The organism is Kitasatospora sp. NPDC008050 (genome assembly GCF_042957465.1).
Taxonomy (GTDB): Bacteria; Actinomycetota; Actinomycetes; order Streptomycetales; family Streptomycetaceae; genus Kitasatospora.
In genome coordinates this window covers 150,922-176,949 of record NZ_JBIBIJ010000018.1, presented here as the reverse complement: position 1 = coordinate 176,949, position 26,028 = coordinate 150,922, and the positions used below count along the sequence as shown (strand labels likewise).

Below are 26,028 nucleotides of genomic sequence, written 5' to 3'. Positions count from 1 at the left end.
CGTCGTCAGCTTCGTCAGCTCTGTCGTTCGTCAACTCTGTCGGCCGGGCCACCCGGTTGCACGCCCCGGACCGCGTCGAGCCTACCGGGGACGGGCTCGGACGCCAGGCGCGCCGAGGACGGCGAAATCCGGCCACCGAAATTGATGGACAGAGGGTGCGACAGGGCGCACGCTGGGTGACACGCAACTGATACTGACGAATCTGGCCGTTTCGGTACCGGCCCGGGCCCGGTCCGTGCTTCGCTAAGAGGGTCCGGCAGATGGTGGGCCCCATCACGACGGGACAGGCGGGAGCGATCACGAAGCCCATGGCGGACGACCCGAACTCCACCGCGGACACCTCCGCGGAGCAGCCCAGTGCGCCGGGCGCGATCGCGGCTGCCCCTCTCGTCCCCACGCCGCTCGTCGCCCCCGCGCCCCTCATCCCCGCGCCGCTCGACCCCGAGCAGGCCATTGACCAGCCCTCGGGCGTGGTGGCCATGGTGCGGCTGGCGGCCGTGCTGGTCGACCCCGACGGCCGGATCGCGCTGTGGAACCGCGGCGCCGAGGAGCTGTTCGGCCACCGCACCGAGGCGGTCCAGGGCCGCACCGCGCGCGGGCTGCTGCCCACCGTCCCGAGCCTGCGGCCGGGCGTCGCCGCCGCCGGCCGCCGCGGCGACGCCTTCGACACCCTGGACGATCTGACCACCGTGGGCGCCTGGGCCGGCCCCCTGGCGGTCACCGACCGCGAGGAGCGGGCCCGCTCGATCCTGTGGTGGGCCTACCCGCTGGTCGAGCCGGACGGCCGGAGTCTGCTGGTGCTGGCCGCCGACGCCCGCCCGCTGCGGATGCGCGGCCCGCGGATCGCGATCGGCCGCCGCCTGCTGCCGTACGCGGCCACCGACACGGACGACTGGGGCGCCCCGCGCGCGGAGGCCGGCGGGTTCCACCGGATCTCGGCCACGCTGGGCTCGACCACCCCCGGCTCGGCGTCCGCGCTCGCCCCGCTGCTGCCCAGGCTCGGCACCACCCGGCTGCGCGGGCTGCTGCGCGGGATCGCCGCCGCCGGTGCGCCCGCGCTCTGGGTGGACGCCGGCACCCGGCTGCCGGTCGTCCCGTACGAGCCGCTGGCCGGCGGGGTGGCCCAGCTGGCGGCCGGGCTCGGGCGCCGCTACCCGACGGCGCAGCAGCGCTCCGCCGCGGCCCGGGGGTACGCCCCGCCGCAGGCCCAGGGCGGCTCGCCGGGCCTGCGGGTTCTCCCCGAACCGCGGCCGGCGGAGGGTGCCCGGCCGGACGGCGCCGGTCCACCGTCCGGCCGGGCACCCTCCGCCGGGCTACCGGCCCCGCGCCCGGCGGCCCCGGGCCCCGCACCGAGCCCGGGAGCCCCCCTGACGACCGAGCAGCGCCCCGCCGCCGTGCCCGCCCCCGCCACCGCCGCCACGCCTGCGATCTCACCCCCGTCACAGTCCCCGTCCCCGTCCCCGTCACAGTCGCCGGGCGTGAACGGTGCGGGGCTCACCACCCAGCCGCTCGCCGACCAGCTGGCCCCGCTGCTGATCAACGGCCAGGCCGGCGAGCAGCTCGCCCTGCTGAACGAGGTCGGCGGCAAGGTCGGCACCACCCTGGACCTGGACACCACCGCCCGCGAGCTGTGCCAGGTCCTGGTGCCGCGGGTGGCCGACTTCGCCTGCGTGGACCTGCTGGACCGGCTGATCTCGGATGCCGAGCTGCCCGAGGAGCTGCCGGACGACGACACCATGCTGCGCCGGGTGGCCCGCAGCTTCCACGAGTCCGCCGGCTGCTGGGCGCACGTGCTGGAGGAGGGCGCGCTGATGGCGATGCCGCGCAGCACCCCGCCGGGCATGGCCCTGCAGCGCAACCAGGCGGTGCTGGTCCCGGTGGTCAAACCGGAGCTGGCCGTCGACTACGCGGCCGCGCTGGGCGGCGGCCCGAGCCTGGTCCCGGTGGTCTCCGGCCGCTCGATGCTGGTGCTGCCGCTCTCCGCCCGCGGCACCGTGCTCGGCATCCTCAAGCTGCTGCGGCTGCCCGACCGGGCGCCCTTCGACGAGGCCGACGCGGCCACCCTGCTGGAGCTGGCCGCCCGCGCCGCGCTCTCGCTGGACAACGCCCGGCTGCACCGGGCCGAGTCCAAGATGGCCACCACCCTGCAGCGCTCGATGATCCCGACCCGCCCGCCGCGGATCCCCGGCGTCCAGATCGCCCACCGCTACCTGCCCGGTGACCGTCGCGCCGAGGTCGGCGGCGACTGGTTCGACGCGATCCAGCTGCCCGGCAGCCGGGTAGCCCTGGTGGTCGGCGACGTGATGGGCCACGGCCTGCACTCGGCCGCCGCGATGGGCCGCTTCCGCACCGCCATGCAGACCCTGGCCGCGCTCGACCTGCCGCCCGGCCAGCTGCTGCGCCACCTGGACAACCTGGCCCAGAAGATCGGCGACGACCACCTGGCCACCTGCCTGTACGCGGTCTACGACCCGATCAACCGCACCTGCGAGCTCGCCAGCGCCGGCCACGTGCCGCCGGTGCTGGTCCACCCGGACGGCACCGGCGAGCTGCTGGAGATCCCGGCCGGCGCCCCGATCGGGGTGGGCGGGGTGCCGTTCGTCGCCAAGAAGATCGACGTGGTCGACGGTTCGATGCTGGTGATGTGCACCGACGGCCTGGTCGAGGTGCGCGGTGGCGACATAGGAGCCGGCCTGGCGGCACTCTGCGGGAACCTGATCGACCCCAAGCGGACGCCGGACGAGGCCTGTGACACGGTGCTGGAGCGGCTGCACTCGGATGACCGCAAGGACGACGTGGCGCTGCTGGTGGCCCGCTTCGACGGGGTGGCGGAGACCGAGGTGGCCACCTGGACGCTGGCGGTCGACCGCTCCGAGGTGCGCCGGGCCCGCCGGCTGGTCCGCGACCAGCTGGCCGCCTGGCAGCTGACCGCGCTCAGCGACACCACCGAGCTGCTGGTGAGCGAGCTGGTCACGAACGCGGTCCGGGTGGCCCGGGACTACGTCCAGCTCCAGCTGATCCGGGTGGACAAGCTGTTGGTCGAGGTCAGCGACGACAACCACAACCTGCCCTCGCTGGAGCCGGCCGAGTCGATGGACGAGAACGGGCGCGGCCTCAACCTCGTCAGCAAGCTCGCCGAGCGCTGGGGCACCGCCCGCAAGGCGGTCGGCAAGGTGGTCTGGTTCGAGCAGTCGCTGCCGCGCGGCTGAGCGGTCAGGCGGTCAGGCGGTCAGGCGGTGCGCCGCCGCTCGGCGCTGATCAGCGTGGCCGCCCCGACCCCGTTGAGCACCCGCGGCCAGTAGCTGCCGAAGACCTCGCCGGTGGCCGCGATCAGCACCGCGGTGATGATCGCCACCACGTGCTCCAGACCGGCCAGGTTGGGCAGCACCACGGCCTCGCCGACCATGGTCGCCACCACCAGGGCCCCGGTGAACCAGGCCCGGGTCTTCCAGGCGATGCAGACCGCCAGCGCCACCACGGCCGCCGACGGCCCGGTGTCCCGCATGTACGCCACCTTGCCGGCGAAGCCGAACAGGTGGTCGGGGCCGATCTGCAGCCCGATCCGGGCGTACAGGGTGCCGGCCAGGGTGCAGGCGTAGGCGATGAAGAGCGTGGCCTTGCGGCCGAGCACGATCTCGGCGATCCCGAAGACCAGCAGGACCTGCGCGAGCGCGCCCCAGACCGGCAGGTCCAGCGCGGGAACGTAGAGCGAGAGCGGGGTGCGCAGCAGCGAGACGTCGAGCGGCAGCCCGGCCTTGACGACCCCGATCCGGGTGACGAAGGCCTCGCCGCCGGGCAGGTGCTGAACAATGCTGAACAGGAGGATCAGGAACGTCGCACCGACCGCCAGCGGAATGGACGCGAAACGCTTGCGCGCCACCTGATCCCGGATGGTGCCGAACAATGTTCCCCACTCGGCGACGACGGCCCGGCGCACCGGCACCGACCACCCTCGTCGCTCGTCCCCCGTGTGGGTCCTCTGGTCCACGACTGCCTCTCTCGTCCGTTTCTCTCTCGTAGATATATCCGGCCTGGAAGAGGTTCACCCGCCCGGGTACAGATCCAGCCTAGGCAGATTCAACATCGTCCGACTCGCCCCTCATACCCATATTCCACTCATCCTCAAGTGGGATATCGCACTTACTGATCTCAGGGGTGTGACCGACCGGTTATCAGGGGTTGCCCTGCGGGTCCCCTCCGCCCCCCGGCGGAGGGCTACCCCTTCCCGCCGCCTTCCGCCGTGGGCAGCGCCGCGGTCGCGCCCGGCAGGGCGGAGCGAGTGTGCCGACGACGGAAGAGCGAGGGGAGGCTCGGTGCGGTGATGAACCCCTCGGCCCGGGCGCTGGCGATGCCGATCCGGGGAATCTCGCTGCTCTTCTCGAAGAGCAGGTAGCGCGGTTCCCAGATCGGCCGGTACTTGGCGTTGGCCCGGTACAGCGACTCGATCTGCCACCAGCGGGAGAAGAAGCCCAGCACCGCGCGCCACAGCCGCAGCACCGGCCCCGCGCCCAGCCGCGAGCCGCGCTCGAAGACCGAGCGGAACATCGCGAAGTTGAGCGAGACCCGCTTCAGGTTCTGCTCCGCCGCCCCCTTCTCCAGGAGTTCGATCACCATGAACTCGATCAGGCCGTTCTCGGTGTCCCGGTCGCGACGCATCAGGTCCAGCGACAGGCCGCCCGGCCCCCACGGCACGAAGCTGAGCACCGCCCGCAGCGCGCCGTCCGCGTCGTGGCACTCCAGCATCACGCAGCGCCCGTCGGCGGGATCGCCCAGCCGGCCCAGCGCCATCGAGAAGCCGCGCTCGGTCTGCCCGTCCCGCCACAGGTCGGCCTTGCTCAGCAGGTCGGCCATCTCGGCCTCGGGGATCTCCTCGTGCCGGCGGATGCGCACCGTGTAGCCGGCCCGCTTGATCCGGTTGTAGGCCTGCCGGACCCCGCGCATCGCCCGGCCGTCCAGCGAGAACTCGTCCAGCTCGACGATCGCCTCGTCCCCCAGCTCCAGGGCGTCCAGGCCGTGCCGGGCGTAGATCACCCCGGCCTCCTCGGAGGCGCCCATCACGGCCGGCGCCCAGGCGTGCTCGCGGGCCTCGGCCAGCCAGGCGTCGATGGCGCCCGGCCAGGCCTCCGGGTCGCCGATCGGGTCGCCGGAGGCCAGCGAGACCCCGCCGACCACCCGGTAGGTGACCGCCGCCTTGCCGGTCGGCGAGAACTTCACCGCCTTGTCCCGGCGCAGCGCGAAGTAGCCCAGCGAGTCCCGCTCGCCCTGCTTGTCCAGCAGCGCGCGCAGCTTCGCCTCGTCCTCGGCGGTGAGCAGCTCCTTGCCGCGCGGGCTGCGGAAGGCGACGTAGAGCACCAGCAGGAAGAGCACCGCGCCCATCGCGTTGATGAAGGCGTTCAGCCAGTTGGGGACGTCGATCACGTCCAGCAGCCGGTCCGAGGGGGTGACGGTGACCATCCGGCCTACCGCGTAGCGGAACTCGTCCCCGAAGTCGGCGCCCGACAGCCGGTTGTTGAGGCCGACCAGCAGCGCCCCGACCACGCCGCCCAGCGCCAGCCCGCCGATGAAGGTGGCCACCGCCGTCAGCGGGTTGGACCGGTCGCCCTTGGAGGTGAACTCCTTGCGGCCGACCATCAGGCAGAGCATGAACAGTCCGGTCAGCACGGTGGAGAAGTAGTTGAACCCGTGCTTGTCGTAGTGATCGCTGCCGGGGAACACCAGGGCCAGCACGTACAGCAGGAAGGTCAGCCCGCCCAGGGCGAAGTTGAAGATCCAGGCGGCCCGCTTGCGCCGGCGCATCGCCACCGCGAGGAAGATCGAGAGCACCGCGCTGGCCAGCCCGGAGGTCATCAGATAGGGCGTGAAAAACTGTCCCTCGTTGTGGTGCTGCACCGAGTCACGGAAGGGTGTGACCACCACCGCGAGCACATTGACCAGCGCGATCAGCCGCAGGTACCAGACCGTGCCGGTCGCGGCGAGCGGCCGCAGCCGGGGCAGCAGACCGGCTCGGGGCGCGGCCGGGGCAGCCGGCGACGGCTGCTTGGTGGTGGTCGACACAGCTCAATTCCAAACGATCGGATCCGGCGGCGCATCCGCACTGCTGGTGGAGTGTCATCAATCGTGGCGCAGCCCGGCGGAGATCCGCGTGAACCGGGCAGCCGATTCCCACCCCGCCGATCGGCGGGGGTGAGAACCGTTCGACGTCCTAGGCTCGTCTGCGAGCAAGGAGCTAAGGAGGGATCGTGACGGCGATCCGGGTGCTGATCGTGGACGACGAGCTGCTGGTCCGCTCGGGTCTCGGGCTGATCGTCGGATCGGCCCCCGACCTGGAACTGGTCGGCGGCTGTTCGGGCGGCGAGGCCGAGGACCTGGTGCGGCGGCTCAAGCCGCACGTGGTGCTGCTCGACGTCCGGATGCCCGACCTGGACGGCATCTCGGTGCTGCGCCAGCTGCGGGCGCTGCCGGAGCCACCGGCCGTCTCGATGCTCACCACCTTCGACACCGACGAGTACATCGGCACCGCGCTGCGGGCCGGGGCGGCCGGCTTCCTGCTCAAGGACACCGCGCCGGACCAGCTGGTGCACGCGGTGCGGATCCTGGCGGCCGGCGGCAGCATGCTCTCGCCGGCGGTGACCCGCACCGTGATCGGCGGCTTCGTGGAGGGCGGCGGCCCGGACGCGGCGGCGCTGACCCTGGTCCGCTCGCTGACCGGGCGCGAGCTGGACGTGCTGGCGCTGCTCGGCGAGGGCCTGGCCAACGCCGAGATCGCCGACCGGCTCTTCCTCGGCACCGGCACGGTCAAGGACCACATCAGCGCGATCCTCAGCAAGCTGGGAGCGGCGAACCGGGTGCAGGCCGCCGTGATCGCGCACCGCGCCGGACTCGTACGGCCGACCGGGCAGTGATCCAGGACCTCTGGCGCAGGCTCTCGCCGACCGCCCGGCACCGACTGGCCCTGTTCGTCCCGGTGGCCTACGCACTGCTGGAGAGCTGGCTGCTGGACCGCGACACGGTCTGGTGGAAGAACGCGCTCAACTGCGTGGCCGCCCTGGGCCTGCTGCTGCGGCTGCGCTACCCCGTGGTCTCGATGCTGCTCGCCCTGCCCGGCACCTTCTTCACCGAGAGCTGGCTGGCCCCGATCACCGCGCTGTACTCGGTGACGGCCGCCCGGCGCCGGCCGCTGGTGCCGGTGCTCTGCGCGAGCGCCTTCGCGCTGGCCGACTACTTCACCTGGTCGGTCTCCGGGCAGAACTCCGGGATCGATCCGGTCGCGCTCACCCAGACCAACGGGCTGGCCCTGATGCAGTCGCTGCTGCTGGGCACCGCCCCGGTGGCGCTGGGCATGCTGGCCCGCACCCGGCGGGAGCTGACCCTGCGGCTGACCGAGCTGACCCGCGGCCAGCGGCGCGAGGCCCGGCTGCTGGCCGAGCGGGTGCTGGCCACCGAGCGGGCCCGGCTGGCCCGCGAGATGCACGACGTGGTCTCGCACCAGGTGAGCCTGATCAGCGTGCAGGCGGGCGGGCTGCAGGTGTCCACCACCGATCCGAACGCCGAGCGCACCGCGCAGACCATCCGGGAGCTGTCGGTGCGCACGCTGCAGGAGCTGCGGCAGATGGTCGGGGTGCTGCGCGCGGCCGGCGGCGCGGGCCTGCCGGGGTCCGCCGAGCCGAGCGGGCCGCCGCTCGCGCCGCAGCCCCGGCTGGCCGACCTGCCGCGGCTGATCGAGGACAGCGGCCTGCCCGACGGCGAGGTCGAGCTGGCCCCGGGCGAGCGGGAGTGGCCCGAGGCCGTGCAGCGCGCCGCGTACCGCACGGTGCAGGAGGCGCTGACCAACATCCGCAAGCACGCGCCGGGGGCCGCGGTGCGGATCGCGGTCACCGAGCAGGGCGCCCAGCTGCTGGTGGAGGTGCGCAACGGGCCCGCCGACGGCCCCCCGGACGGCGGCCCGGCCCTGCCCGGCGGCGGGCACGGACTGGTCGGGCTGCGCGAGCGGGCCCAACTGCTCGGCGGTCGGCTGACCGCGGGGCCCACCACCGACCGCGGCTTCGTGGTCCGCGCGGAGTTGCCCAGCGGGCGTGGGTGAGCGGGCGCGGATAGGGCCGGACGAGTGCGGTTATCAGGCCGGTTGCTCCGCCGTGCGGGTGACTGCGGGTGACTTTCCGGCTGCGTCACCGTTCCGCGGGGGATCGAAGCCGAAGAGTAGCCCGAGGACACTTTCGGTCAGTGCTGATCGGAAGTGCTCTCGTCTGCCCCTCTTCTATCCGGCAAGGAATGGAGACACCCCCATGAAGGACTTCCGCAGGGCTATCGCCCTCGCCTGCGCCACCGGTGCGCTGGTGCTGGGCGGCGCCGGTGCCGCCTCGGCCGACAACTCCGCTACTGCCGTCGGCACGGCGATCGGCTCGCCCGGCATCCTGTCCGGCAACGTGATCCAGATTCCGGTCAACATCCCGATCAACCTCTGCGGCAACTCGATCGACGTGATCGGCCTGCTCAACCCGGCAATCGGGAACACCTGCACCAACGGCTGACGCCGCGTACCTCGGCCGGCTCCGCCCCTCGGGGCGGGGCCGGCCCTCTGCTGTCCGGGCGGCTACCGCTGTGGTGAGGTGCGCCGGGCGGTACCGGCCAGCCGCAGCTGGCGCAGTGTCCAGCCGCGCCCCGCCGGATCGAGGGCGCCGGTCGCGGCCGTGAAGAGCTCGGCGGCCCGGCGGTAGGAGAGCCGCCCGCGCCCGGTCAACGGGCAGCGGTCCACCGTCGGCGTGCCGGCCGGCGCGCGCCGATCGGTCAGCAGCAGCGGCCCACCGGCCCGGCTGACCAGCAGCAGCGGCAGCAGCCGGGCCGCCCCCGACCCCCAGCGCAGCCCGTCCGCCCGGCCACGCCCGCGCCGCCCCGAGACGTCGATGTCGCCGACGTCCAGGGCCAGCAGCCGCTCGATCGAGGCGTTGGACTCGTACACCAGGTGCCAGCAGACCTGGTCACGCAGCGGTGCGGCCAGCGCCAGCACCGCCGCCACCTGATCCGGGGTCAGCGCCGCGGGCGCGTCCCCGGGCAGCGCGGCGGGCGCAAGGCCGGCGGTCGGGTCGGTCCGCAGCCAGCCCTGGGCCCGCCACCAGGCGAGCGCGCCGCGCAGCGCGGACAGCTCCCGGTTGGCGGTGCGCGCCCGGGCCGAGCGAGCGGCGAAGTGCGCGCCCAACCGGCCAGGGGTGCGCGGGTCGTCCAGCAGGGCCAGCGGCAGCACCGGCGGCTGGGCCCGGCGCCGGCCGGCGCCGCTGGGCACCGGACGGTCGGCCAGCGCCCAGGCCCAGCCGGCCAGCGCGATCCGGTAGACCCGACGGGATTCGACGCCGATCCCCGCCGCCGCCAGATAGCGCTCGACCGCCACCGCGTACTCGACCGGTTCCCGCAGTAAATCAGCCACCGATTTCTCCCTGTTCTCGCAGTTCATCGCGGATTTACTGCGCCAGTTCCGGCATTGTCGGAAATTGACTCGGCATCACTCAATTCTAGTCCGGTAAAGCCTTGTGCCGGAGCCGAACTGACGGGCACTCTGCTGAGCATGACGACCGCTCTCGACGGGCGCCGCAGAATCGTGCGCGCCCTCTTTCAGCACGCCCTGTGCCAGGGCCTTCGATCCGGCCTCGACCCGCTGCGCACGGACCGCGAATTCCGCGTCTTCTTCCCCGGCTACGCCCTCTCGCTGCTCGGCTCCGCGATGGCTCCGGTGGCGCTCGCCTTCGCGGTGCTGCACGGCCCGGGCGGCGCCGACCGGCTCGGCTGGGTGCTGACCGCCCGGATCCTGCCGCTGGTGCTGGTCCTGCTGGCCGGCGGCGTCGCGGCCGACCGGCTCGGCAGCCGGCGGGTGATGCTGGCCGCCGACCTCTTGCGCGCCCTGAGCCAGGGCGCCTTCGCCCTCCTGCTGCTGACCGGCCACGCCCCGTTTTGGGCGATCCTGCTGCTCGCGGCGGTCGGCGGCGCGGGCGAGGCGGTGTTCACCCCGGCGCTGACCGCGCTGATCCCGCGGCTCTCCCCGCCCGGGCGGCTCACCGAGGCGAACACCCTGCTCACCCTGGCCCGGTCCACCGCCGCCGTGGCGGGCCCCGCGCTCGCCGGGCTGCTCACCGCCGCCGCCGGGCCCGGCGCCGTGCTGGCGCTGGACGCGGGCAGCTTCGCCGCGAGCGTGTGGTCGCTCGCCCTGCTGACGGTGCGCCTGCCGGCCGGCGAGCCGGGTCCGTCCTACCTGGCCGACCTGCGCGCGGGCTGGACCGAGTTCCGCTCGCGCAGCTGGTTCTGGGTCACCTGCCTGCACATCTGCCTGTTCAACTTCCTGCTCTGGGCGCCGTTCCTGGTGCTCGGCCCGGCCACCGCCGGTCAGCGGCTGGGCGGCGCGGGGTCCTGGGGCCTGATCATGGCGGCCTACGGCGCCGGCTCGGTGTTCGCCTCGCTGGGCCTGCTGGGCCGCCGGCCCGCCCACCCGGTACGGCTGGCCACCCTCGCCTCGGCCGGCTGGGCGCTGCCCCCGGGCGCCCTGGCGCTCGGCGCCCCGCTGCCCTGGGTCTGCGCGGGCGCGCTGGTGGCCGGCGTCGGCACCGCGGTCAACGGCACCCTGTTCGCCACCGCCGAGCAGCGGCTGATCCCGGCCGCCGCGCAGGCCAGAGTCGCCGCCTACGGCAGCCTGGGTGCCTTCGCGCTGGGCCCGCTGGGCCTGGCCGCGGCCGGACCCGCCGCCGGGCTCCTCGGCACCAGCACCGTGCTCGGCTTCGGCGCCCTGTGGCTGCTGCTCTCCACCGGCCTGGTGCTCACCGTTCCTTCGGTGCGCCGAAACTGACCAGCCGACGGCCGTGCGGCAGCGGGATCCGCAGCCCGTCCCGGTCCGCGCCGGCCAGGTCGAGGGCGGCCGCCACCTCGGGCGGCGCCGGGCGCGCCCCGAGCAGCGCGGCGGTCAGCCGGGCGGCCGCCAGGTGCCAGTCCCGCGAGCGGCGCAGCATCGCGTGATCGCCGCCGGCCACCTCGATCCCGGCCACCCGCGCACCGGCCTGCCGGGCCCGGGCCGCGAAGTCCGCGGTGGCGGCGGGATCCGTCACCCGGTCGCGGTCCCCGTGCAGGGTCACCAGCGTGCGGCCCGCCAGTTGCTCGCACGGGTCCTCGGGCGGGCACCAGGGCGCGAGCGCCAGCACGCCGGTCACCGCCAGATGCCCCGCGGCCTGCAGCGCCGCCCGGCCGCCCATCGAGTGGCCGAGCAGCACCACCGGCACCGGGCCCAGCTCGGCCGCCAGCCCGTCCAGCACCGCCATCACGTCCTTGGCCGGATCGGCCCGCTCACCGTTCCAGCCCTGGTAGCGGTAGCGCACCAGCCCCACCGCCGGCCGCTGCCCGGCCGTGGCCCGCAGCAGCGGCGCCACGAAGCCGCGCATCCGCACCGCCGCCGGCTGCCAGGGGCGGGCCGGCACCATGCTGGCCACCTGCCCCCCGTGCAGCACCAGCACCACCGCCCGGGCCCCGCCCGGCCGCACCCGCCACCGCACCCCGCGCATCCGCACTCCTTCGCCCTGCCTTGGACCGGCCTGCTCAGCATCCAGTGTCGCGGGTACGCCGCAGGGCCGGTCGGCGCGAGGTACGTCACGCCGACCGGCCCTGCGGGAGCGGCCCTACGGAAAAGCGGTCAGCCTCGGGCGCTCCGGCGGCGGGTCGCCACCAGGATGCCCGCGCCGGCGGCCAGCACCACGGCGCCACCGACGGCGTAGGTCACCGTGCCGGCCGCACCGGTGAACGCCAGGCTCTGGGCACCGGCGGCGGACGGCTTGGCGGAGGCCGACGGCGTCGCGGCGGCAGCGGCGGCCGGCTGCGAGGCGGCAGCCGACGGCGTCGCGGCGGCGGCCGGGACGGACGCGGCCGGGACGGACGCGGCCGGGCTGCTCGGCGCGGCGCTGGTGGCGGCGGCCGGGGCGGCGTTCACCGTGAAGGTGCCGGTGGCGTCGCTGAACGGGTCCTCGTACGGCTTGGAGGCATAGACGGCGTAGCCGCTGTGCAGCTTCACCTGGGTGGTCTGCAACGCGGCGTCCGCCTTGAAGGTGAGCTTCAGCGTGGCGTCACCAGGGACCATGTGGCAGATGGCCAGCTCACGGCCCTCGACCGGCGTGGTGTGCTGGTAGGCCACCGGCGTCGCCTTGCAGCTGACACCGTTGTCCGCGGTGGCCGAGAGCATGTCGAGCCCCTGCGGCAGGTCGATCTGCTCCTTGGGGGACGGGTACCAGGTCTGCCCGGCGACGGCGTCGTCGGCCGTGACCACCACGTCCGAGTTGTCGACGGAGTGCAGCTTGACGGTCTGCACCACGCTCTGCCCCGCCGTGAAGTCACTGAGCTGGAAGGTGCTCTTGTCCTGGGCGGCGCGCTCCTTCGACTCGACCTCCAACAGGTGGCTGCCGGTCTGGGTGATCTTGCCGGCCTGCTGGTCGGCCTCCACCTGGGCGAGGGTGGTGTCGCCGTGCGGGACCAGGGTCTGGGAAAGCTCGATCTTCGTCGCGTCCGGAGTGCCGGCGCCGATCTGGACATCGACATCGGCGCGGGCGGCCGCGGTGCTGGTCGGCGGGCCGGGCGGGATGGTGGGGCCCGTGGCGGGCGCGGCCATGTCGCACAGGAACGCGGCGGCCTGGGCCGGGTCCGTGCCGGGCACGGCCGGCGTGCAGCTGCCGGTCGGGAAGGTCAACGTGACGCCCTTGGGCAGCGCGGGGCTCTGGGCACCCACCGGCTTGACCGCGACCAGGACCTTGGCGTTGACCGGGGAACCGGCCGGGCCGCTGACCCAGATCGCCTCGTCCTCATGGTCGCCCGGAGCCATCACCTCGGACTGCTGCCCGGGGTTGTACCCGGACCACTGCTGAAGGGTGAGGCCACCCAGATCGTCGGCCTGGGCCGCTGCTCCGAGAGCCAGCTGGAGCGAGGTCAGACCGAGCGCGGCGAGAGAGAGCGCCGCCGTACGAGCGAGTTTCACGAAACCATCCTGCATGCGAAGCGGCCTGCTGCGGCCGCGTCAGCGCTAAGGCCATCCCCCGGCGCCGGATCACCATAGCTAGCGGATGCCGTCATTCCGCATAGCGATCGCCTTCGTACTGGATTTGTTATCTGCCCACGAGTTTGACTTCCGGTCAATCCGATCGCGATCAACCTCTGTCAATAAATGCCCATTCCAGCAGTCCAGTTAGCGATGATTTCATCAAATATCGGTCAATATCGACCAGTCGGCGGACCGTCCCCATCCGGTTCCCTACCCTCGGGAGTACCCGAACGATCTCTTGGTCCAACGATCCCTGGGAGGCCCGATGGCCGGTGTCGACAGTGCGCTCAAGGAGGCGATGACCATCGAAGGCGCCCTCGGGGCAGCCCTGGTGGACATCGGCAGCGGGATGACGCTCGGCTCGCTGGGCCACGCGAACGACCTCGACCTGACCCTCGCGGCGGCCGGCAGCACCGACGTCGTCCGTGCCACCCTGCGCGCGGCCGAGCTGCAGGGGCGGGCCGGCGAGGCCATGGAGGACATCCTCACCACACTCACCCGCCAGTACCACCTGGTGCGGCCGCTCACCGGCTCCGGCGGCCAGGGCCTCTTCCTCTATCTGGTGCTGGACCGGGCCCGGGCCAACCTCGCCATGGCCCGTCACCGCGTCCACCGGATCGAGAGCGAACTGACCATCTGACCCGTCCGCCCCCGTCGGCACCCGCCCCCGCCGGCACCCGCCCGGGCTCAGGCACCTTCCCGTGCGGCCGCCGTCCGCTGCCGCACCCGGTCCCGGGTGGCCTCGGGCAGCTCGGGCACGTCGAGCAACAGCGGCAGCAGCTCCGGCTCCAGGGTCAGCGCCCGGTACACGGTGGCCACGGTCACCCCGTGCCCCGGACGGTGCAGCACCCGTACCGGATCGCCGGCCCGGACCGCCCCCGGGGTGAGCACCCGCAGGTAGGCGCCGGGCAGCGCCCGCTGGGTGAAGCGCTTCACCCAGCCCCGTTCGCCCAGCCACCCCGCGAAGGTGCGGCACGGGATCCGCGGCACGGTCACCTGCAGGACCAGGCTCGGCCCCAGCTGCCAACGCTCGCCGATCAGCGCGCCGTTCACCTCCAGGCCCTCGGTGGTGAGGTTCTCGCCGAACAGCCCGGGCGTGACCTCACGCCCCAGCTCCGGGGCCCAGCCGAGCAGGTCCTCCCAGGCGTAGGCGTAGACCGCCTGGTCCGGGCCGCCGTGGTGGCGCAGGTCGCAGATCGCGTCGCCGGCCAGCGCGCTGCCCGAGACCGGCGCGACCACCTCGATCGGGCCGTTGACCGGCCGCTTGTCGATCCCGGTGGTCCCCATGTCGGAGAACTCGGTCAGGGTGGCCGACCCGATGTTCACGGACCGGACGAAGGCGCTCGACTTCATGGGTCCAATTATCGCCGCCCGGCCGGCGCCGCCTCCCCCGGGCGGCCCAGCAGGCCGGGCCCCACCCCGCCCCGGCCCCCAGGCTGGGCCTCATGGACTCGCCGTCCCGCGCCGCCCGCTGGCCCCGGCTACTGCTGGCGGCCAGTGCACCACTGCTGCTGGTCGTCTTCTTCACCGTGCCGCTCGGCACCTTCGGCCCCGAGCACCCCGTGCTCAGCTGGTCGGTCTTCGCCCTGCTGCAGGCCACGCTGGCCGGGTTGCTGCTGCGCGAGATCCAGCTGATCGTGGTGGGCTCCCCGCGCGGCCGGCCCGGTCTCGGCATCCCGCTGCTGAGTCTGGTGGCCCTGCTGGTCTTCGCGGGCGCCTATCTCTCACTGGCCCGCGATCCGGGCGAGTTCAAGGGCCTGTCCACCCGGATCGACGCCCTCTACTTCACCGTGATCACCATGTCGACGGTCGGCTACGGCGACATCGCCCCGCTCGGCCAGTCGGCCCGGGTGGTGGTGATGCTGCAGATCCTCTACACCCTGGTCTTCCTCACCGCCGGAGCCACCGCGGTGGGCCAGTACCTGCGCGGCCGGCTCGGCGAGCGGGCCCGGCAGCGGCACGGCGGGGCCCCGCACAAGAAGCACGGATCCGGTTGAGCTCGCACAGCGGACCGGCGCATACGAGAAAGGGCCCCACCTCGATGACTTCCGTCATCTCGGTGAGACCCTGTCTCACTGTGCGCGAGGGGGGAGTTGAACCCCCACGCCCTTTCGGGCACTGGAACCTGAATCCAGCGCGTCTGCCTATTCCGCCACCCGCGCATGGGTGTTGTCGTAGATGCTAACCGATCGTCCGGGTGAGGTCGAACCGGTTTGGACCCGCTTCGCTTCTCACTCGGCCGGTTTCGGCTCCCTCTCGGGCGCCCCTTCCGACATGGAAAACATTAGCACGGTCCACGGGGAACCTACGAATCCATCCCCGGCCCCGACCTGCACAGCTGTCCCGGACCCGCCACTCGAACGGCCTGGCGAACGGGTGAGCCAGGGATGAGGGCCCCCGCCCGGGGGTACCTCTCGTTGCACCAGGACCACCCGAGCAGACAGGGTGTGCGCAAGCGCACGCCCCGTTGTCCGGCGGCCGGGGAACCGTACAGATGGCCGCGGCGTGGATACGATCAGTACGGAAGTACCGCAATCGGGCCCCCTCGGCCCGAGCCGGAAGCCGAGAGCCCTGTGGAAGGGGGTGCCCAGTGGGAGTCCTGAAGAAGTTCGAGCAGCGACTCGAGGGTCTCGTGAACGGCACCTTCGCCAAGGTGTTCAAGTCCGAGGTCCAGCCGGTGGAGATCGCCGGAGCGCTGCAGCGTGAGTGCGACAACAACGCCACTATCTGGAACCGCGACCGCACCGTGGTGCCCAACGACTTCATCGTCGAACTCAGCCCGCACGACTACGAGCGGCTGAGCCCCTACGCCGGCCAGCTCGGCCAGGAACTCTCCGGCATGGTGCTGGAGTACGCCGAGGCGCAGCGCTACAGCTTCCTCGGGCCGCTGCAGGTGAACCTGGAACGGGCCGACGACCTGGACACCGGTCTGTACCGGGTGCGCAGCCGCACGCTGGCCGGTGAGACCCCCGAGCCGCCCGCCCCCGCGCCACCGGCGTACGGCCGCGGCCCGGCGGAGGAGCCCAGCGCACCGTGGCAGCAGAGCAGCGCACCGACGTACGCCGGTCCGCCGCCCGCCCCGAGCGCTCCGCCCGCCGTGCCGTCCGCGCCGCCCGTCGGCGGCGGCCAGAGCAATGTGCGGCCCTTCCCGGGGGCCGGCACCGGCGCGGGCACCCGGCGCTGGATCGAGGTCAACGGGACCCGGCATCAGATCACCGGCAACGCCTGCGTGCTGGGCCGCTCCACCGAGGCCGACGTGCGGATCGACGACCCGGGTGTCTCGCGCAAGCACGCCGAGATCCGCCCCGGCAACCCGGCCATGGTGCTCGACCTGGGCTCCACCAACGGCATCGTGGTGGACGGACAGCACACCCAGCGCGCTACGCTCCGCGACGGCTCGCGGATTGTCGTGGGCTCCACGACGATCATCTACCGACAGGTCGAAGGGTAGGGCGAGCTCCGGTGTCCGAACTGACTCTGACAGTCCTACGGCTGGGATTTCTGGCCGTGCTGTGGCTGTTCGTCATCGTCGCGGTGCAGGTGATCCGCGGCGACCTGTTCGGTGCCAAGGCCACCGCCAAGGTCGGCCGGCGAGCGGCGCGCACGGCGGCCACGCCCGCCGCGGCAGCGGGAGCCGCCGGGGCAGCGGGCACTCCCGTGCGCCAGCAGCCCAGCGCGCCGAGCGGACGCGAGGCGACCCAGGGCGGTCAGCGGTCGAACGGCCGCGGCCGGCAGCCGGCGGCCGAGGGCGGCCGGCGCGGAGCGCCGACCCAGCTGGTCGTGGTGGAGGGCGCACTGGCCGGCACCACGGTCGCGCTGCAGGGCCAGGTCATCACGCTCGGGCGGGCCCACGACTCCACCATCGTGCTCGATGACGACTACGCCTCCTCGCGCCATGCCAGGATCTACCCCGATCAGACTGGGCAGTGGACCGTGGAGGATCTAGGCTCCACCAACGGCACCTATCTTGACCGGCAGCGGTTGACCACGCCGACGCCACTGCAGGTGGGAATGCCGATCCGTATCGGCAGGACCGTCATCGAACTGCGGAAGTAGTAGCGCATGAGGGACAGCACCCCGTCCATGACCAGCCGGGACGGCAGCACCACGGCTGCCTGCGCCCTGCGCGAGGCCCAGAGGGGGGCACGCACCGTATGAGCCTCGTGCTGCGTTTCGCCGCGGGTTCCCACAAAGGCCTGATCCGCGAGGGAAACGAGGACTCCGGCTATGCCGGGCCCCGGTTGCTGGCGGTGGCCGACGGGATGGGTGGCGCGGCGGCCGGTGAGGTCGCCTCCTCCGAGGCGCTCAGCGCGATCATCGCGCTGGACGAGTCGGACCCGAACGCCGATCTGCTGACCCTGCTGAACGATGCCGTCCAGGGCGCCAACGACCGGCTGCGCCTGATGGTGGAGCAGGACCCGCAGCTGGAGGGCATGGGCTGCACGCTCACCGCGCTGCTGTGGACCGGCGAGCGGATGGGCCTGGTGCACGTCGGCGACTCGCGCGCCTACCTGCTGCGGGACGGCTCGCTGTCCCAGATCACCCAGGACCACACCTGGGTGCAGCGCCTGGTCGACGAGGGCCGGATCACCGCGGAGGAGGCCGAGACCCACCCGCAGCGCTCCCTGCTGATGCGCGCGCTGGACGGGCGCGGCCAGGTCGAGCCCGATCTGTCGATCCGTGAGGTGCGGGCCGGGGACCGCTATCTGATCTGCTCCGACGGCCTGTCGGGCCCGGTCAGCCACCAGACCCTCGAAGAGACGCTCGGCAGTTTCTACGCGCCCGAGCCGACCATCCAGGAGCTGATCCAGCTCGCGCTGCGCGGCGGCGGCCCGGACAACATCACCTGCATCGTGGCCGACGTGCTCGACGTGGGCCCCAGCGACACCCTCAGCGGCCAGTTCGTCGCCACTCCCGTGGTGGTCGGCGCGGTGGCCGAGGGGCCGCACGGCACCGCGCTGGACAACGCGATCATCGACACCCCGGCCGGGCGTGCGGCCGGGCTCGGCCGCCCGCAGCAGCCCCCGCAGGGCGCCTTCGGACCGGCCGACGGCTACGGCGGCGCCCCGGGCGGCTTCGGCCCGGCCCAGGGCTACGGCGAAGCGGGCTACGGCGAGGCGTCGTCGGAGGGCTACCAGGAGGGCTACGGCCAGCCCGGCTACCCCCAGGCGCCCGAGGGCTACGGCCCCGCCGGCCACCCGGCCGAGGGCTTCGGCGCGCCGGAGGGCGAGTACGACGCCGAGGGCTACCGCGCCGCGGAGGAGTACCGGACGCCGCCCGCCGAGCAGCCGCGCAAGCGCCGCTGGTTCCGCCGCTCGGCGATCACCGCGGTGGCGATCGGCCTGGTCGGCGGCGCCGCCTACGCCGGGTACCAGTGGACCCAGGGCCAGTACTACGTGGGCGACCACGACGGCCATGTCGCCGTCTACCAGGGCGTCAACCAGAACCTGGCCGGGCTGAACCTCTCCTCGGTGCACCAGGACTTCCCGGACGCCACGCTCGCCGACCTGCCCGCCTACCAGCAGTCCCAGGTCAAGAACACCGTCTCGGCGAACAGCCTGGACGCCGCCACCCAGCGGGCGCGGGACTTCGAGGCCCAGGCCTCGGTCTGCCACAAGCTCAAGCAGCCCACCACGGCACCCGGCGCCACGGCGACCAGCGCCTCGTACCACGCCTCACCCAAGGTGGGCGCCTCACCCGCGGCGCCCTCGGCCACGGCCACCCCCGGCCAGCCGACCCAGCCCAGCAGCCCCAGCCCGAGCACCCCGGCGCAGAGCACGCCGCCGGCCGCGCCGAGCACCCCTGCGGGGCCGCCGCCGCTCACCGCGGACGAGCAGAAGCTGGCCGGGAACTGCTCCTGACGAACCCCACGGGTGCGCGGCCGGGCAGCCCGGCGCGCGGCATCGCCGCCCGCCTCGGCCGGTCGCGCACCTGACGGTCCGTCGCATCGCCTCGTCACCGACCGGTGTGCGACGCCCACGGAACCGACCCGCCCGGTCGGGGCGTAAGGGTTAGTGCGGTTGAATGACTCCCGCCGCACCTACGGGCGGCGAGCACGCCGCGCGCGCCAACGAGGAGGGGACCGCGTCTCTTGAACAAGCCCATCCGACGGGTCTCCGTCTTCTGCATGGTCCTGGTCTTCGCGCTGCTGCTGCGCGCCAACTGGATCCAGGCCGTGGTCGCCGACTCCTACGCCGACAACTCGCACAACCAGCGGGTCAAGTTCGACGAGTACTCCTATCCGCGCGGCAACGTGATCACCGCCGACGGCCAGCCGATGACCGGGTCCAGCGCCACGACCAGCATCAAGTACAAGTACAAGATCGACTGGAAGAACGGTCCGCTGTACGCCCCGATCACCGGCTACAACTCCCAGGTCTACAGCAGCACCGGCCTGGAGGCCCTTGAGGACCCCGTGCTCGGCGGCACCGACGACCGGCTCTTCGTCAACGACACGATGGACATGCTGACCGGCGGCAAGAAGCAGGGCGGGGACGTGATCACCACGATCAACGCCAAGGCCCAGCAGGCCGCCTTCCAGGGCCTGGGGGACAAGAAGGGCGCCGCGGTGGCCATCGACCCGCGCACCGGCGCGATCCTGGCCCTGGTCTCCACCCCGTCCTACGACCCGAGCACCTTCGCGGGCAGCAGCACCGCGGACGGCAAGGCCTACAGCGCCCTGCTCAGCGACCCGAACCAGCCGATGCTGGACCGGGCCCTCAAGGAGACCTACCCGCCGGGCTCGACGTTCAAGATCGTCACCGCCGCCACCGCGTTCGAGACCGGCAAGTACCAGAACCCGACCGACCAGACCGACACCCCCGACCACTACATCCTGCCGGGCACCACCCGCGAGCTGCACAACGACAGCGACGGCGAGGCGTGCGGGCAGGCCACCCTGATCGACGCCTTCGCGATCTCCTGCAACACCGTCTACGGCAAGCTCGGCGCCGACCTCGGCGAGGAGAAGCTGCTCGCGCAGGCCAACAAGTTCGGCTTCAACGCCACGGTGGACACCCCGATCCGCTCCGCGGCGAGCACCTTCCCCAGTGACTCCACGCCCGACGGCACCGCGATGGACGCCATCGGCCAGCACAACACCGCCGCGACCCCGCTGCAGATGGCCATGGTCGCCGCCGCGGTGGCCAACAACGGCAAGCTGATGCAGCCGTACCTGGTGGACCAGGAGAAGACGGGCAGCGGCAGCGTGCTCTCCAAGCACACCCCCAAGGAGATGGACCAGGCGGTCAGCCCGGCCACCGCCCAGAAGCTGCAGCAGATGATGGTCGCCGTGGTGCAGAACGGCACCGGCAGGCTGGCCCAGATCCCCGGCGTCGAGGTCGGCGGCAAGACCGGCACCGCCCAGCACGGCACCGACGCCAAGGGCCTGCCGTTCGCCTGGTTCGTCTCGTACGCCAAGGTGGGCAACGACATCCCGGTCGCCGTGGCCGTGGTGGTCGAGGACGGCGCCGCGACCAGCGACGAGATCAGCGGCGGCAGCATCGCCGCACCGATCGCGAAGTCCGTCATGCAGGCGGTGATCGGGCACTAGGGCTTGAGCGTCGGGCTGGTGCTCCGGCGCCGGAGCAGATGTGGATCGCCCTGCCCCATCGGGCAGGCGCTCGGATACCGGTCTGGTCTCAGCTGGCGGGCGTGTCGAGTTGTCGCTACGGCGACCGGTAGCGTATCCGCAAGCGGCGGGTGTGCCCGCGGCTCGGTCAGGTGGCCCGCCGGGGTCCGGCGACCGACGTCACAGAACCACCGTGGCAAGGGCAGCGTCACTACAGCAATGTGCGGGGACACCTACGTCATATCCTCACCGGCCGGTGAGGGAGAGGGCCGGAACTATGGAAGAGCCTCGTCGCCTAGGCGGCAGGTACGAGCTCGGCGGCGTCCTCGGACGCGGTGGCATGGCCGAGGTCTACCTCGCCCATGACACCCGGCTCGGCCGATCCGTCGCAGTGAAGACGCTCCGGGCCGACATGGCCCGGGATCCGTCGTTCCAGGCCCGGTTCCGCCGCGAGGCGCAGTCCGCCGCCTCGCTGAACCACCCCGCGATCGTCGCCGTGTACGACACCGGCGAGGACTACATCGACGGCATCTCCATCCCGTACATCGTGATGGAGTACGTCGAGGGCTCCACCCTGCGCGAGCTGCTGCACTCCGGGCGCCGGCTGCTGCCCGAGCGCGCGCTGGAGATGACCATCGGCATCCTGCAGGCCCTGGAGTACTCGCACCGGGCCGGCATCGTGCACCGCGACATCAAGCCCGCCAACGTGATGCTCACCCGGCAGGGCAACGTCAAGGTGATGGACTTCGGCATCGCGCGCGCCATGGGCGACGCCGGGATGACGATGACCCAGACCTCCGCGGTGATCGGCACCGCGCAGTACCTCTCGCCCGAGCAGGCCAAGGGCGAGACGGTGGACGCGCGCTCCGACCTCTACTCCACCGGCTGCCTGCTCTACGAGCTGCTCACCGTGCGCCCGCCGTTCATCGGCGACTCGCCGGTCGCGGTGGCCTACCAGCACGTGCGCGAGGAGGCCCAGCCGCCCTCGGTCTACGACCCCGAGGTGCGCCCCGAGGTCGACGCGATCGTGCTCAAGGCGCTGGCCAAGGAGCGGGACTACCGCTACCAGAGCGCCGACGAGATGCGCGACGACATCGAGCGCTTCCTCGACGGCCTCCCGGTGGCCGCCGCCCAGCAGGCCGCCGCGTACGGCATGGGTGGCTACGGCTACGACCAGAACGGCTACCCCGCCGAGCACGACCCCTACGGCCAGACCAACCTGCTGCCCCAGCAGGGCGGCCCCGGCTCCGCGCCGACCACCATGCTCTCGCCGGTGGGCCAGCAGGGCTACCAGCAGGGCGGCCCCGGCAACGGCTACGACGACAGCGCGTACAGCCCCGACGGGTACGACGACGGCCCGCGCGGCAGCCGCCGGCGCGAGGACCCGCCGAAGAAGAGCAACGCCTCCTGGATCATCCTGGCCATCGCCGCGGTGTGTGTCCTGGTCGGCTCGTTCTTCGTGGCCTCGGTCATGTTCAAGACCAACAGCGGCGGTGGCAGCAGCCAGATCACCGTGCCCACCCTGACCGGCAAGAGCATGGCCGACGCCACCACCGCCGCGCACGCCACCAACGCCAAGCTGACCGTGACCCAGGGCGACCCGATCCCCTGCGGGAACGTCGCCAAGGACCTGGTCTGCCAGCAGAACCCGGCGGCCGGCGCGCAGCTGGCCTCCAACGGCCAGATCACCGTCCAGCTCTCCAGCGGCCCCGGCCAGAGCCCCGTCCCGACGGTGACCGGCCAGCCCAAGGACGCCGCCTCGCAGGCGCTGACCGCGGCCGGCTTCACGGTCGCGCCGCTGCAGTACGCCAACGACGACACCATCCCGCAGGACTCGGTGATCTCGCAGAGCCCGGCGGGCGGCGCCAAGGCCGACCCGAACACCCCGGTCACCCTGACCGTCTCGTCGGGCCCGGGCAAGATCGCGATCAGCAGCGTGGTCGGCCAGCCCGCGCAGGCGGCCGTCACGGCCCTCCAGGGCCAGGGCTTCACCACGATCGACAGCACCTCGAAGACCACTCCGGTCACCGATCCCACCACCCAGGCGGTCGGCACGGTCGCCTCGCAGACCCCGGCGGCCGGCACCAAGGCCTCCAAGAGCGCCCCGATCACGCTGACGATCTACACCGCGCCGGCGAAGGTCAACGTGCCGATCCTGGTCGGCAAGACCTACAAGGACGCCTTCGCGGCGCTCAGCGCGCTGCACCTGACCCCGAGCGTGGTCTCGGGCCCGCAGGACGACAACGCCCTCGTGATCAACAGCACCCCGGCGTCGGGCACCCTGGTCGACCCGAACTCGACGGTGCAGCTCACCACCCAGGCGGCCCCCGCGTCGCCCCCCGCCACGCCGGCCAAAGGGGGTCCCTCCGGCGCCTCCTTCCCCTCCTTCGGGTTCCCCTTCTCACCACCGGGGGGGAACGGGAACAACGGGGGGAACTAAGCCCTGATGTGACGCCGTGAGCCACGCGAAGGGCCCTGGACGACCGTGGTCGTCCAGGGCCCTTCGCGTGGCCCGCCCGGGGGCCCGGCGCTCAGTCCCGCAGCTCCGGCGGCGGGGTGCGGCTCGCGTCCACCTGGTCCACCCGCACCAGGCTGCCCCAGACCGCCATCCGGTAGCGGGAGGTGTAGACCGGCGTGCAGGTGGTCAGCGTGATGTAGTGGCCCGGCTTGGTGTAGCCCGAACCCTCGGGGACCGGGGCGATGACGCCGACGTCGTACTTGCTGGTCTCCGGCAGGGTCGCGTCGACCCGGTAGACGTACCAGTGGTCGCGGGTCTCCACCACCACCGCGTCGCCCTTGTCGAGCGCGTCCAGGTCGTGGAACTTCGCGCCGTGGCCGTCCCGGTGGGCGGCCAGGGCGAAGTTGCCGCTCGGGTCCCAGGGCATCGCCGCGCGGTAGGGCTGCTGGTAGACGCCCGCCACGCCCTCGTTGAGCACCTCGGGACCGGTGCCCAGCTTGATCAGCACCTGGTAGTCCTTGCCGAGCGCGGGCACGTGCAGGAAGCCGACCCCGTCACCGGCCTGGTAGGGCACCGCCGGGGCCGGCGCCCCGGCCGCGGGCGCCGACCAGACCTGCCGCAGCCGGTCACCGGCCTGGTGCGCCTGACGCTCCGCCAGCAGATCGGTCCACCAGAGCGAGTAGCCGACGAAGAGCGCCAGCACCAGGCCGGCCGTGATCAGCAGCTCACCGAGGAGCCCGAGCACCGCCGCGACGCGCGAACGGCGCCGGCGCGGCGGGTCGGCCGCCGAAGCATCGTCGACCGGCTGGTGCGACAGGTCCGTCACGCTGGCTCCGCTCGCTCGTCCGGCTGCGGCGCCCGGTGTGACGGCCCGTCTCTACTGGCCGCTCTGCAGCGCCGACGGCAGCCCCTGGCTGCGCGGCCGGTCGTCCACCATCTTGCCAAAGACGATGAGCCGTCCCTGGGCACTGAACTCCGGCGTACAGGTGGTCATGGTGATGTAGCGACCCGCTTGGGTGAACGGGGAGCCCTTGGGGATTGACTGCAGCACCGACACGTTGCCCGGCGGGGTCATCGGGATCCCGCCCTCCACCTCGTAGGTGTAGTAGTCCGTCTGGGTCTCCACGACGATCTTGTCGCCGGGGGAGAGCTGGGCGAGCTTGCGGAACGGCTGGCCGTGCGTGGTGCGGTGGCCGGCGACGGCGAAGTTGCCGCTGGCGTCCGAGGGCATCGCGGTGCCGGTGTAGTGGCCGACCAGGCCGTGGTCCAGCACGGTCGTGGTGTCGGTGCCCTCGGCGATCGGGTCGACCAGACCGATCTTGGGCACGTGGATGATCGCGAAGCCCTTGCCGGGTGTGAAGGTGGGCGCGGGCGTGTTGGACGCGCCGGGCGAGGGGGTGGGCGCGGGCGCGGCGGGAGCGGCCCACTGCTGCTCCAGCTTGCTGCGAGCGGCGTTCGAGTCGGCGTTGGCCTGCACGTTGGTCCACCACAGCTGGTAGGCGACGAAGAGCAGCATCACCAGGCCGAGCGTGATGAACAGCTCGCCCACCGCGCGGGCCAGCAGCACCCGCTTGCGCTCCTTGGGCCGCGCCACCGGGCCGCGCCGGCCACTGGCCCGGCGGCGCCCGGTGCCGGAGCGGACCGTCATTCCGCCCTGCGCGCGGCGCCGCTCGGCCCGCCCGGTGTCGGCGGCCTGGGCCTCGGCCGGGCCCGCCGGAGCGGCCGATATCGTGCGCAGCTGCAGCGTCTGGTCGGCCAGCCACGGGTAGGCGGGCTGCTCGGCCGTGGACTGGTCGGCCGACTGCGCCGGGTCGTAGACGCCCCAGCTGTCGGGCTCCGGGGCGCCGCCGTACGGGCCGGAGCCGTTGCCGGTGGCCGGCTGGCCCGGCCGCCCGTACCCGGGGGTCCCGCCGCCGGGCGTGCCGTACCCCTGGTACGCGTCCTGGCGCCCCTCCGGGCGCACCGCCGTCACGGAACTCAGCCCCGACCGATCACCGGGGCGAGCCCGGCCGAACGGTCGATCGCCGCCGGGTCGCCACACTCGGCCAGCCAGTTGGCGAGCATCCGGTGCCCTCCCTCGGTGAGCACCGACTCGGGGTGGAACTGCACGCCCTCGACGGGCAGTTCCCGGTGCCGCAGGCCCATGATGACACCGCTGTCGGTGCGGGCGGTGACCACCAGCTCGGCGGGCACGGTCTGCGGCACCACGGCCAGCGAGTGGTAGCGGGTGGCGGTCATCGGCGCGGGCAGGCCCGCGAAGACCCCGCCGTCCTCGTGACTGACCAGCGAGGTCTTGCCGTGCAGCAGCTCGGGCGCCCGCCCGACCACCGCGCCGTAGGCCACCGCGATCGACTGCAGGCCCAGGCACACCCCGAAGAGCGGCAGCCCGATCTCCGCGCAGTGCCGCACCATGTCGATGCAGACCCCGGCCTCCTCGGGCGCGCCGGGACCGGGGGAGAGCAGCACACCGTCATAGCCGTGCTCGCCGTCGCGGCGCCGCGCCCGATCGACCGTCAACTCGTCGTTGCGGACGACCTCGCAGGTCGCACCCAGCTGGTAGAGGTACTGGACCAGGTTGAAGACGAAGCTGTCGTAGTTGTCCACCACGAGGATCCGCGGTGCGGTGTCGGGCGAGGCCATGCGTGCTGTCTCCGGGTGAGTGCGGACGGGCGAGGGTCGGTGGCGCTCGGTGCGGCTGGTCAGCCGCCGTTGTTCACCGTGACGTCGTTGAAGGGGAGCAGCGGTTCCGCCCAAGGGAAGACGTACTGGAAGAGCACGTAGACCACACCGAGGATCAACAGCAGCGAGATGACGGCCCGCACCAGGAAGTGCCCCGGCAGGTGGCGCCAGATCCAGCTGTACATGGTGCTCCCTAGGTGATGGATGGTGGGCACCAGAGTAGACCTCGAAGCTGTGCGGATTGGTTGCCGTCGCCGATCTTCCCGACAC

At 72.8% G+C, this 26,028-nt stretch carries 22 protein-coding genes and 1 tRNA gene; 12 read left to right on the top strand and 11 right to left on the bottom strand.

The features are described 5' to 3' along the window. Positions 1-308: 308 nt before the first annotated feature. On the top strand, positions 309-3,209 hold the full coding sequence (locus ACFZB9_RS29265) for a SpoIIE family protein phosphatase (RefSeq protein ID WP_391452065.1): 2,901 nt from the start codon (positions 309-311) through the stop codon (positions 3,207-3,209). Between the two features lie 20 nt (positions 3,210-3,229). On the opposite strand, the gene ACFZB9_RS29260 is transcribed toward ACFZB9_RS29265, so the two are convergent. Both ACFZB9_RS29260 and ACFZB9_RS29255 read right to left on the bottom strand, forming a co-directional pair. Beyond that, positions 3,230-3,988: a hypothetical protein gene (locus ACFZB9_RS29260; RefSeq protein WP_391452064.1), complete on the bottom strand. Its 759-nt coding sequence runs from the start codon at positions 3,986-3,988 to the stop codon at positions 3,230-3,232. Between the two features lie 227 nt (positions 3,989-4,215). Next, positions 4,216-6,054 (bottom strand): phosphatidylglycerol lysyltransferase domain-containing protein, encoded by a 1,839-nt coding sequence (locus ACFZB9_RS29255; RefSeq protein ID WP_391452062.1) that lies wholly within the window; start codon positions 6,052-6,054, stop codon positions 4,216-4,218. Positions 6,055-6,239: 185 nt separating this feature from the next. Here ACFZB9_RS29255 and ACFZB9_RS29250 point away from each other — a divergent pair, with 185 nt between their 5' ends. From ACFZB9_RS29250 to ACFZB9_RS29240, 3 genes are all read left to right on the top strand, one after another. Continuing rightward, on the top strand, positions 6,240-6,902 hold the full coding sequence (locus ACFZB9_RS29250; protein WP_391452060.1) for a response regulator: 663 nt from the start codon (positions 6,240-6,242) through the stop codon (positions 6,900-6,902). Beyond that, positions 6,899-8,080, top strand: coding sequence for a sensor histidine kinase (locus ACFZB9_RS29245; protein ID WP_391452058.1), 1,182 nt, complete (start codon positions 6,899-6,901; stop codon positions 8,078-8,080). Before ACFZB9_RS29250 ends, ACFZB9_RS29245 begins: the two co-directional genes overlap by 4 nt. Before the next feature lie 202 nt (positions 8,081-8,282). Continuing rightward, positions 8,283-8,528, top strand: coding sequence for a chaplin (locus ACFZB9_RS29240; RefSeq protein ID WP_391452056.1), 246 nt, complete (start codon positions 8,283-8,285; stop codon positions 8,526-8,528). A 62-nt stretch (positions 8,529-8,590) separates the two neighbouring features. Here the strand turns inward: ACFZB9_RS29240 and ACFZB9_RS29235 are convergent, their stop codons facing one another. Further along, entirely contained in the window at positions 8,591-9,418 is an 828-nt protein-coding gene (locus tag ACFZB9_RS29235; RefSeq protein ID WP_391452054.1) for a hypothetical protein, read from the bottom strand. A gap of 138 nt (positions 9,419-9,556) precedes the next feature. Between ACFZB9_RS29235 and ACFZB9_RS29230 the strand changes: the two genes are divergently transcribed. After that, on the top strand, positions 9,557-10,825 hold the full coding sequence (locus ACFZB9_RS29230; protein WP_391452052.1) for an MFS transporter: 1,269 nt from the start codon (positions 9,557-9,559) through the stop codon (positions 10,823-10,825). Here ACFZB9_RS29230 and ACFZB9_RS29225 read toward each other — a convergent pair. Together ACFZB9_RS29225 and ACFZB9_RS29220 are read right to left on the bottom strand one after the other, a co-directional pair. Continuing rightward, complete coding sequence (locus ACFZB9_RS29225; RefSeq protein ID WP_391452050.1) at positions 10,797-11,531, bottom strand: alpha/beta fold hydrolase; 735 nt, start codon at positions 11,529-11,531, stop codon at positions 10,797-10,799. The genes ACFZB9_RS29230 and ACFZB9_RS29225 overlap by 29 nt on opposite strands. A 128-nt stretch (positions 11,532-11,659) precedes the next feature. Continuing rightward, positions 11,660-12,988, bottom strand: a complete 1,329-nt coding sequence (locus tag ACFZB9_RS29220; RefSeq protein ID WP_391452048.1) for a hypothetical protein — start codon at positions 12,986-12,988, stop codon at positions 11,660-11,662. Positions 12,989-13,316: 328 nt separating this feature from the next. On the opposite strand from ACFZB9_RS29220, the gene ACFZB9_RS29215 reads away from it, so the two are divergent. Beyond that, positions 13,317-13,691 (top strand): hypothetical protein, encoded by a 375-nt coding sequence (locus tag ACFZB9_RS29215; protein ID WP_391452047.1) that lies wholly within the window; start codon positions 13,317-13,319, stop codon positions 13,689-13,691. Between the two features lie 47 nt (positions 13,692-13,738). Here the strand turns inward: ACFZB9_RS29215 and ACFZB9_RS29210 are convergent, their stop codons facing one another. Beyond that, a complete protein-coding gene (locus ACFZB9_RS29210) occupies positions 13,739-14,404 on the bottom strand; it encodes an MOSC domain-containing protein (protein WP_391452045.1) in 666 nt (221 codons plus the stop codon). A gap of 92 nt (positions 14,405-14,496) precedes the next feature. On the opposite strand from ACFZB9_RS29210, the gene ACFZB9_RS29205 reads away from it, so the two are divergent. After that, entirely contained in the window at positions 14,497-15,048 is a 552-nt protein-coding gene (locus ACFZB9_RS29205) for a potassium channel family protein (RefSeq protein ID WP_391452043.1), read from the top strand. Between the two features lie 81 nt (positions 15,049-15,129). Here the strand turns inward: ACFZB9_RS29205 and ACFZB9_RS29200 are convergent. Further along, a tRNA-Leu gene (locus ACFZB9_RS29200) sits at positions 15,130-15,213 on the bottom strand. 428 nt (positions 15,214-15,641) lie between these two features. On the opposite strand from ACFZB9_RS29200, the gene ACFZB9_RS29195 reads away from it, so the two are divergent. The 5 genes from ACFZB9_RS29195 to pknB all read left to right on the top strand — a co-directional run bounded on the left by ACFZB9_RS29195 (position 15,642) and on the right by pknB (position 23,061). After that, a complete protein-coding gene (locus ACFZB9_RS29195) occupies positions 15,642-16,502 on the top strand; it encodes an FhaA domain-containing protein (protein ID WP_391452041.1) in 861 nt (286 codons plus the stop codon). A gap of 11 nt (positions 16,503-16,513) precedes the next feature. Then, positions 16,514-17,107 carry an FHA domain-containing protein gene (locus ACFZB9_RS29190; protein ID WP_391452039.1) on the top strand — a complete coding sequence of 198 codons (594 nt, stop codon included), beginning with the start codon at positions 16,514-16,516 and terminating at the stop codon, positions 17,105-17,107. Between the two features lie 98 nt (positions 17,108-17,205). Beyond that, on the top strand, positions 17,206-18,912 hold the full coding sequence (locus ACFZB9_RS29185; RefSeq protein ID WP_391452037.1) for a protein phosphatase 2C domain-containing protein: 1,707 nt from the start codon (positions 17,206-17,208) through the stop codon (positions 18,910-18,912). A 230-nt stretch (positions 18,913-19,142) separates the two neighbouring features. Further along, positions 19,143-20,603 carry a peptidoglycan D,D-transpeptidase FtsI family protein gene (locus tag ACFZB9_RS29180; RefSeq protein WP_391452035.1) on the top strand — a complete coding sequence of 487 codons (1,461 nt, stop codon included), beginning with the start codon at positions 19,143-19,145 and terminating at the stop codon, positions 20,601-20,603. Positions 20,604-20,898: 295 nt separating this feature from the next. Further along, on the top strand, positions 20,899-23,061 hold the full coding sequence (gene pknB / locus ACFZB9_RS29175) for a Stk1 family PASTA domain-containing Ser/Thr kinase (protein ID WP_391452033.1): 2,163 nt from the start codon (positions 20,899-20,901) through the stop codon (positions 23,059-23,061). A 91-nt stretch (positions 23,062-23,152) separates the two neighbouring features. Here the strand turns inward: pknB and ACFZB9_RS29170 are convergent, their stop codons facing one another. Genes ACFZB9_RS29170 through ACFZB9_RS29155 form a run of 4 tightly spaced genes read right to left on the bottom strand, consistent with a single transcriptional unit; the run spans position 23,153 to position 25,943 of the window. Then, complete coding sequence (locus tag ACFZB9_RS29170) at positions 23,153-23,905, bottom strand: class E sortase (RefSeq protein ID WP_391452031.1); 753 nt, start codon at positions 23,903-23,905, stop codon at positions 23,153-23,155. Positions 23,906-23,956: 51 nt separating this feature from the next. Then, positions 23,957-25,051, bottom strand: a complete 1,095-nt coding sequence (locus ACFZB9_RS29165) for a class E sortase (protein ID WP_391452030.1) — start codon at positions 25,049-25,051, stop codon at positions 23,957-23,959. A gap of 5 nt (positions 25,052-25,056) precedes the next feature. Next, positions 25,057-25,719, bottom strand: coding sequence for an aminodeoxychorismate/anthranilate synthase component II (locus tag ACFZB9_RS29160; RefSeq protein WP_391452028.1), 663 nt, complete (start codon positions 25,717-25,719; stop codon positions 25,057-25,059). A gap of 59 nt (positions 25,720-25,778) precedes the next feature. Then, positions 25,779-25,943 carry a hypothetical protein gene (locus ACFZB9_RS29155; protein ID WP_391452027.1) on the bottom strand — a complete coding sequence of 55 codons (165 nt, stop codon included), beginning with the start codon at positions 25,941-25,943 and terminating at the stop codon, positions 25,779-25,781. Positions 25,944-26,028: the final 85 nt, after the last annotated feature.

Excerpts from the sequence above, each read along its gene's own strand:
- ACFZB9_RS29230 (WP_391452052.1), top strand. The coding sequence starts at position 9,557 with ATGACGACCGCTCTCGACGGGCGCCGCAGAATCGTGCGCGCCCTCTTT.
- ACFZB9_RS29225 (WP_391452050.1), bottom strand. The coding sequence starts at position 11,531 with ATGCGCGGGGTGCGGTGGCGGGTGCGGCCGGGCGGGGCCCGGGCGGTG.
- ACFZB9_RS29205 (WP_391452043.1), top strand. The coding sequence starts at position 14,497 with ATGGACTCGCCGTCCCGCGCCGCCCGCTGGCCCCGGCTACTGCTGGCG.
- ACFZB9_RS29265 (WP_391452065.1), top strand. The coding sequence starts at position 309 with ATGGCGGACGACCCGAACTCCACCGCGGACACCTCCGCGGAGCAGCCC.
- pknB (WP_391452033.1), top strand. The coding sequence starts at position 20,899 with ATGGAAGAGCCTCGTCGCCTAGGCGGCAGGTACGAGCTCGGCGGCGTC.
- ACFZB9_RS29160 (WP_391452028.1), bottom strand. The coding sequence starts at position 25,719 with ATGGCCTCGCCCGACACCGCACCGCGGATCCTCGTGGTGGACAACTAC.
- ACFZB9_RS29185 (WP_391452037.1), top strand. The coding sequence starts at position 17,206 with ATGAGCCTCGTGCTGCGTTTCGCCGCGGGTTCCCACAAAGGCCTGATC.
- ACFZB9_RS29155 (WP_391452027.1), bottom strand. The coding sequence starts at position 25,943 with ATGTACAGCTGGATCTGGCGCCACCTGCCGGGGCACTTCCTGGTGCGG.
- ACFZB9_RS29240 (WP_391452056.1), top strand. The coding sequence starts at position 8,283 with ATGAAGGACTTCCGCAGGGCTATCGCCCTCGCCTGCGCCACCGGTGCG.
- ACFZB9_RS29215 (WP_391452047.1), top strand. The coding sequence starts at position 13,317 with ATGGCCGGTGTCGACAGTGCGCTCAAGGAGGCGATGACCATCGAAGGC.
- ACFZB9_RS29210 (WP_391452045.1), bottom strand. The coding sequence starts at position 14,404 with ATGAAGTCGAGCGCCTTCGTCCGGTCCGTGAACATCGGGTCGGCCACC.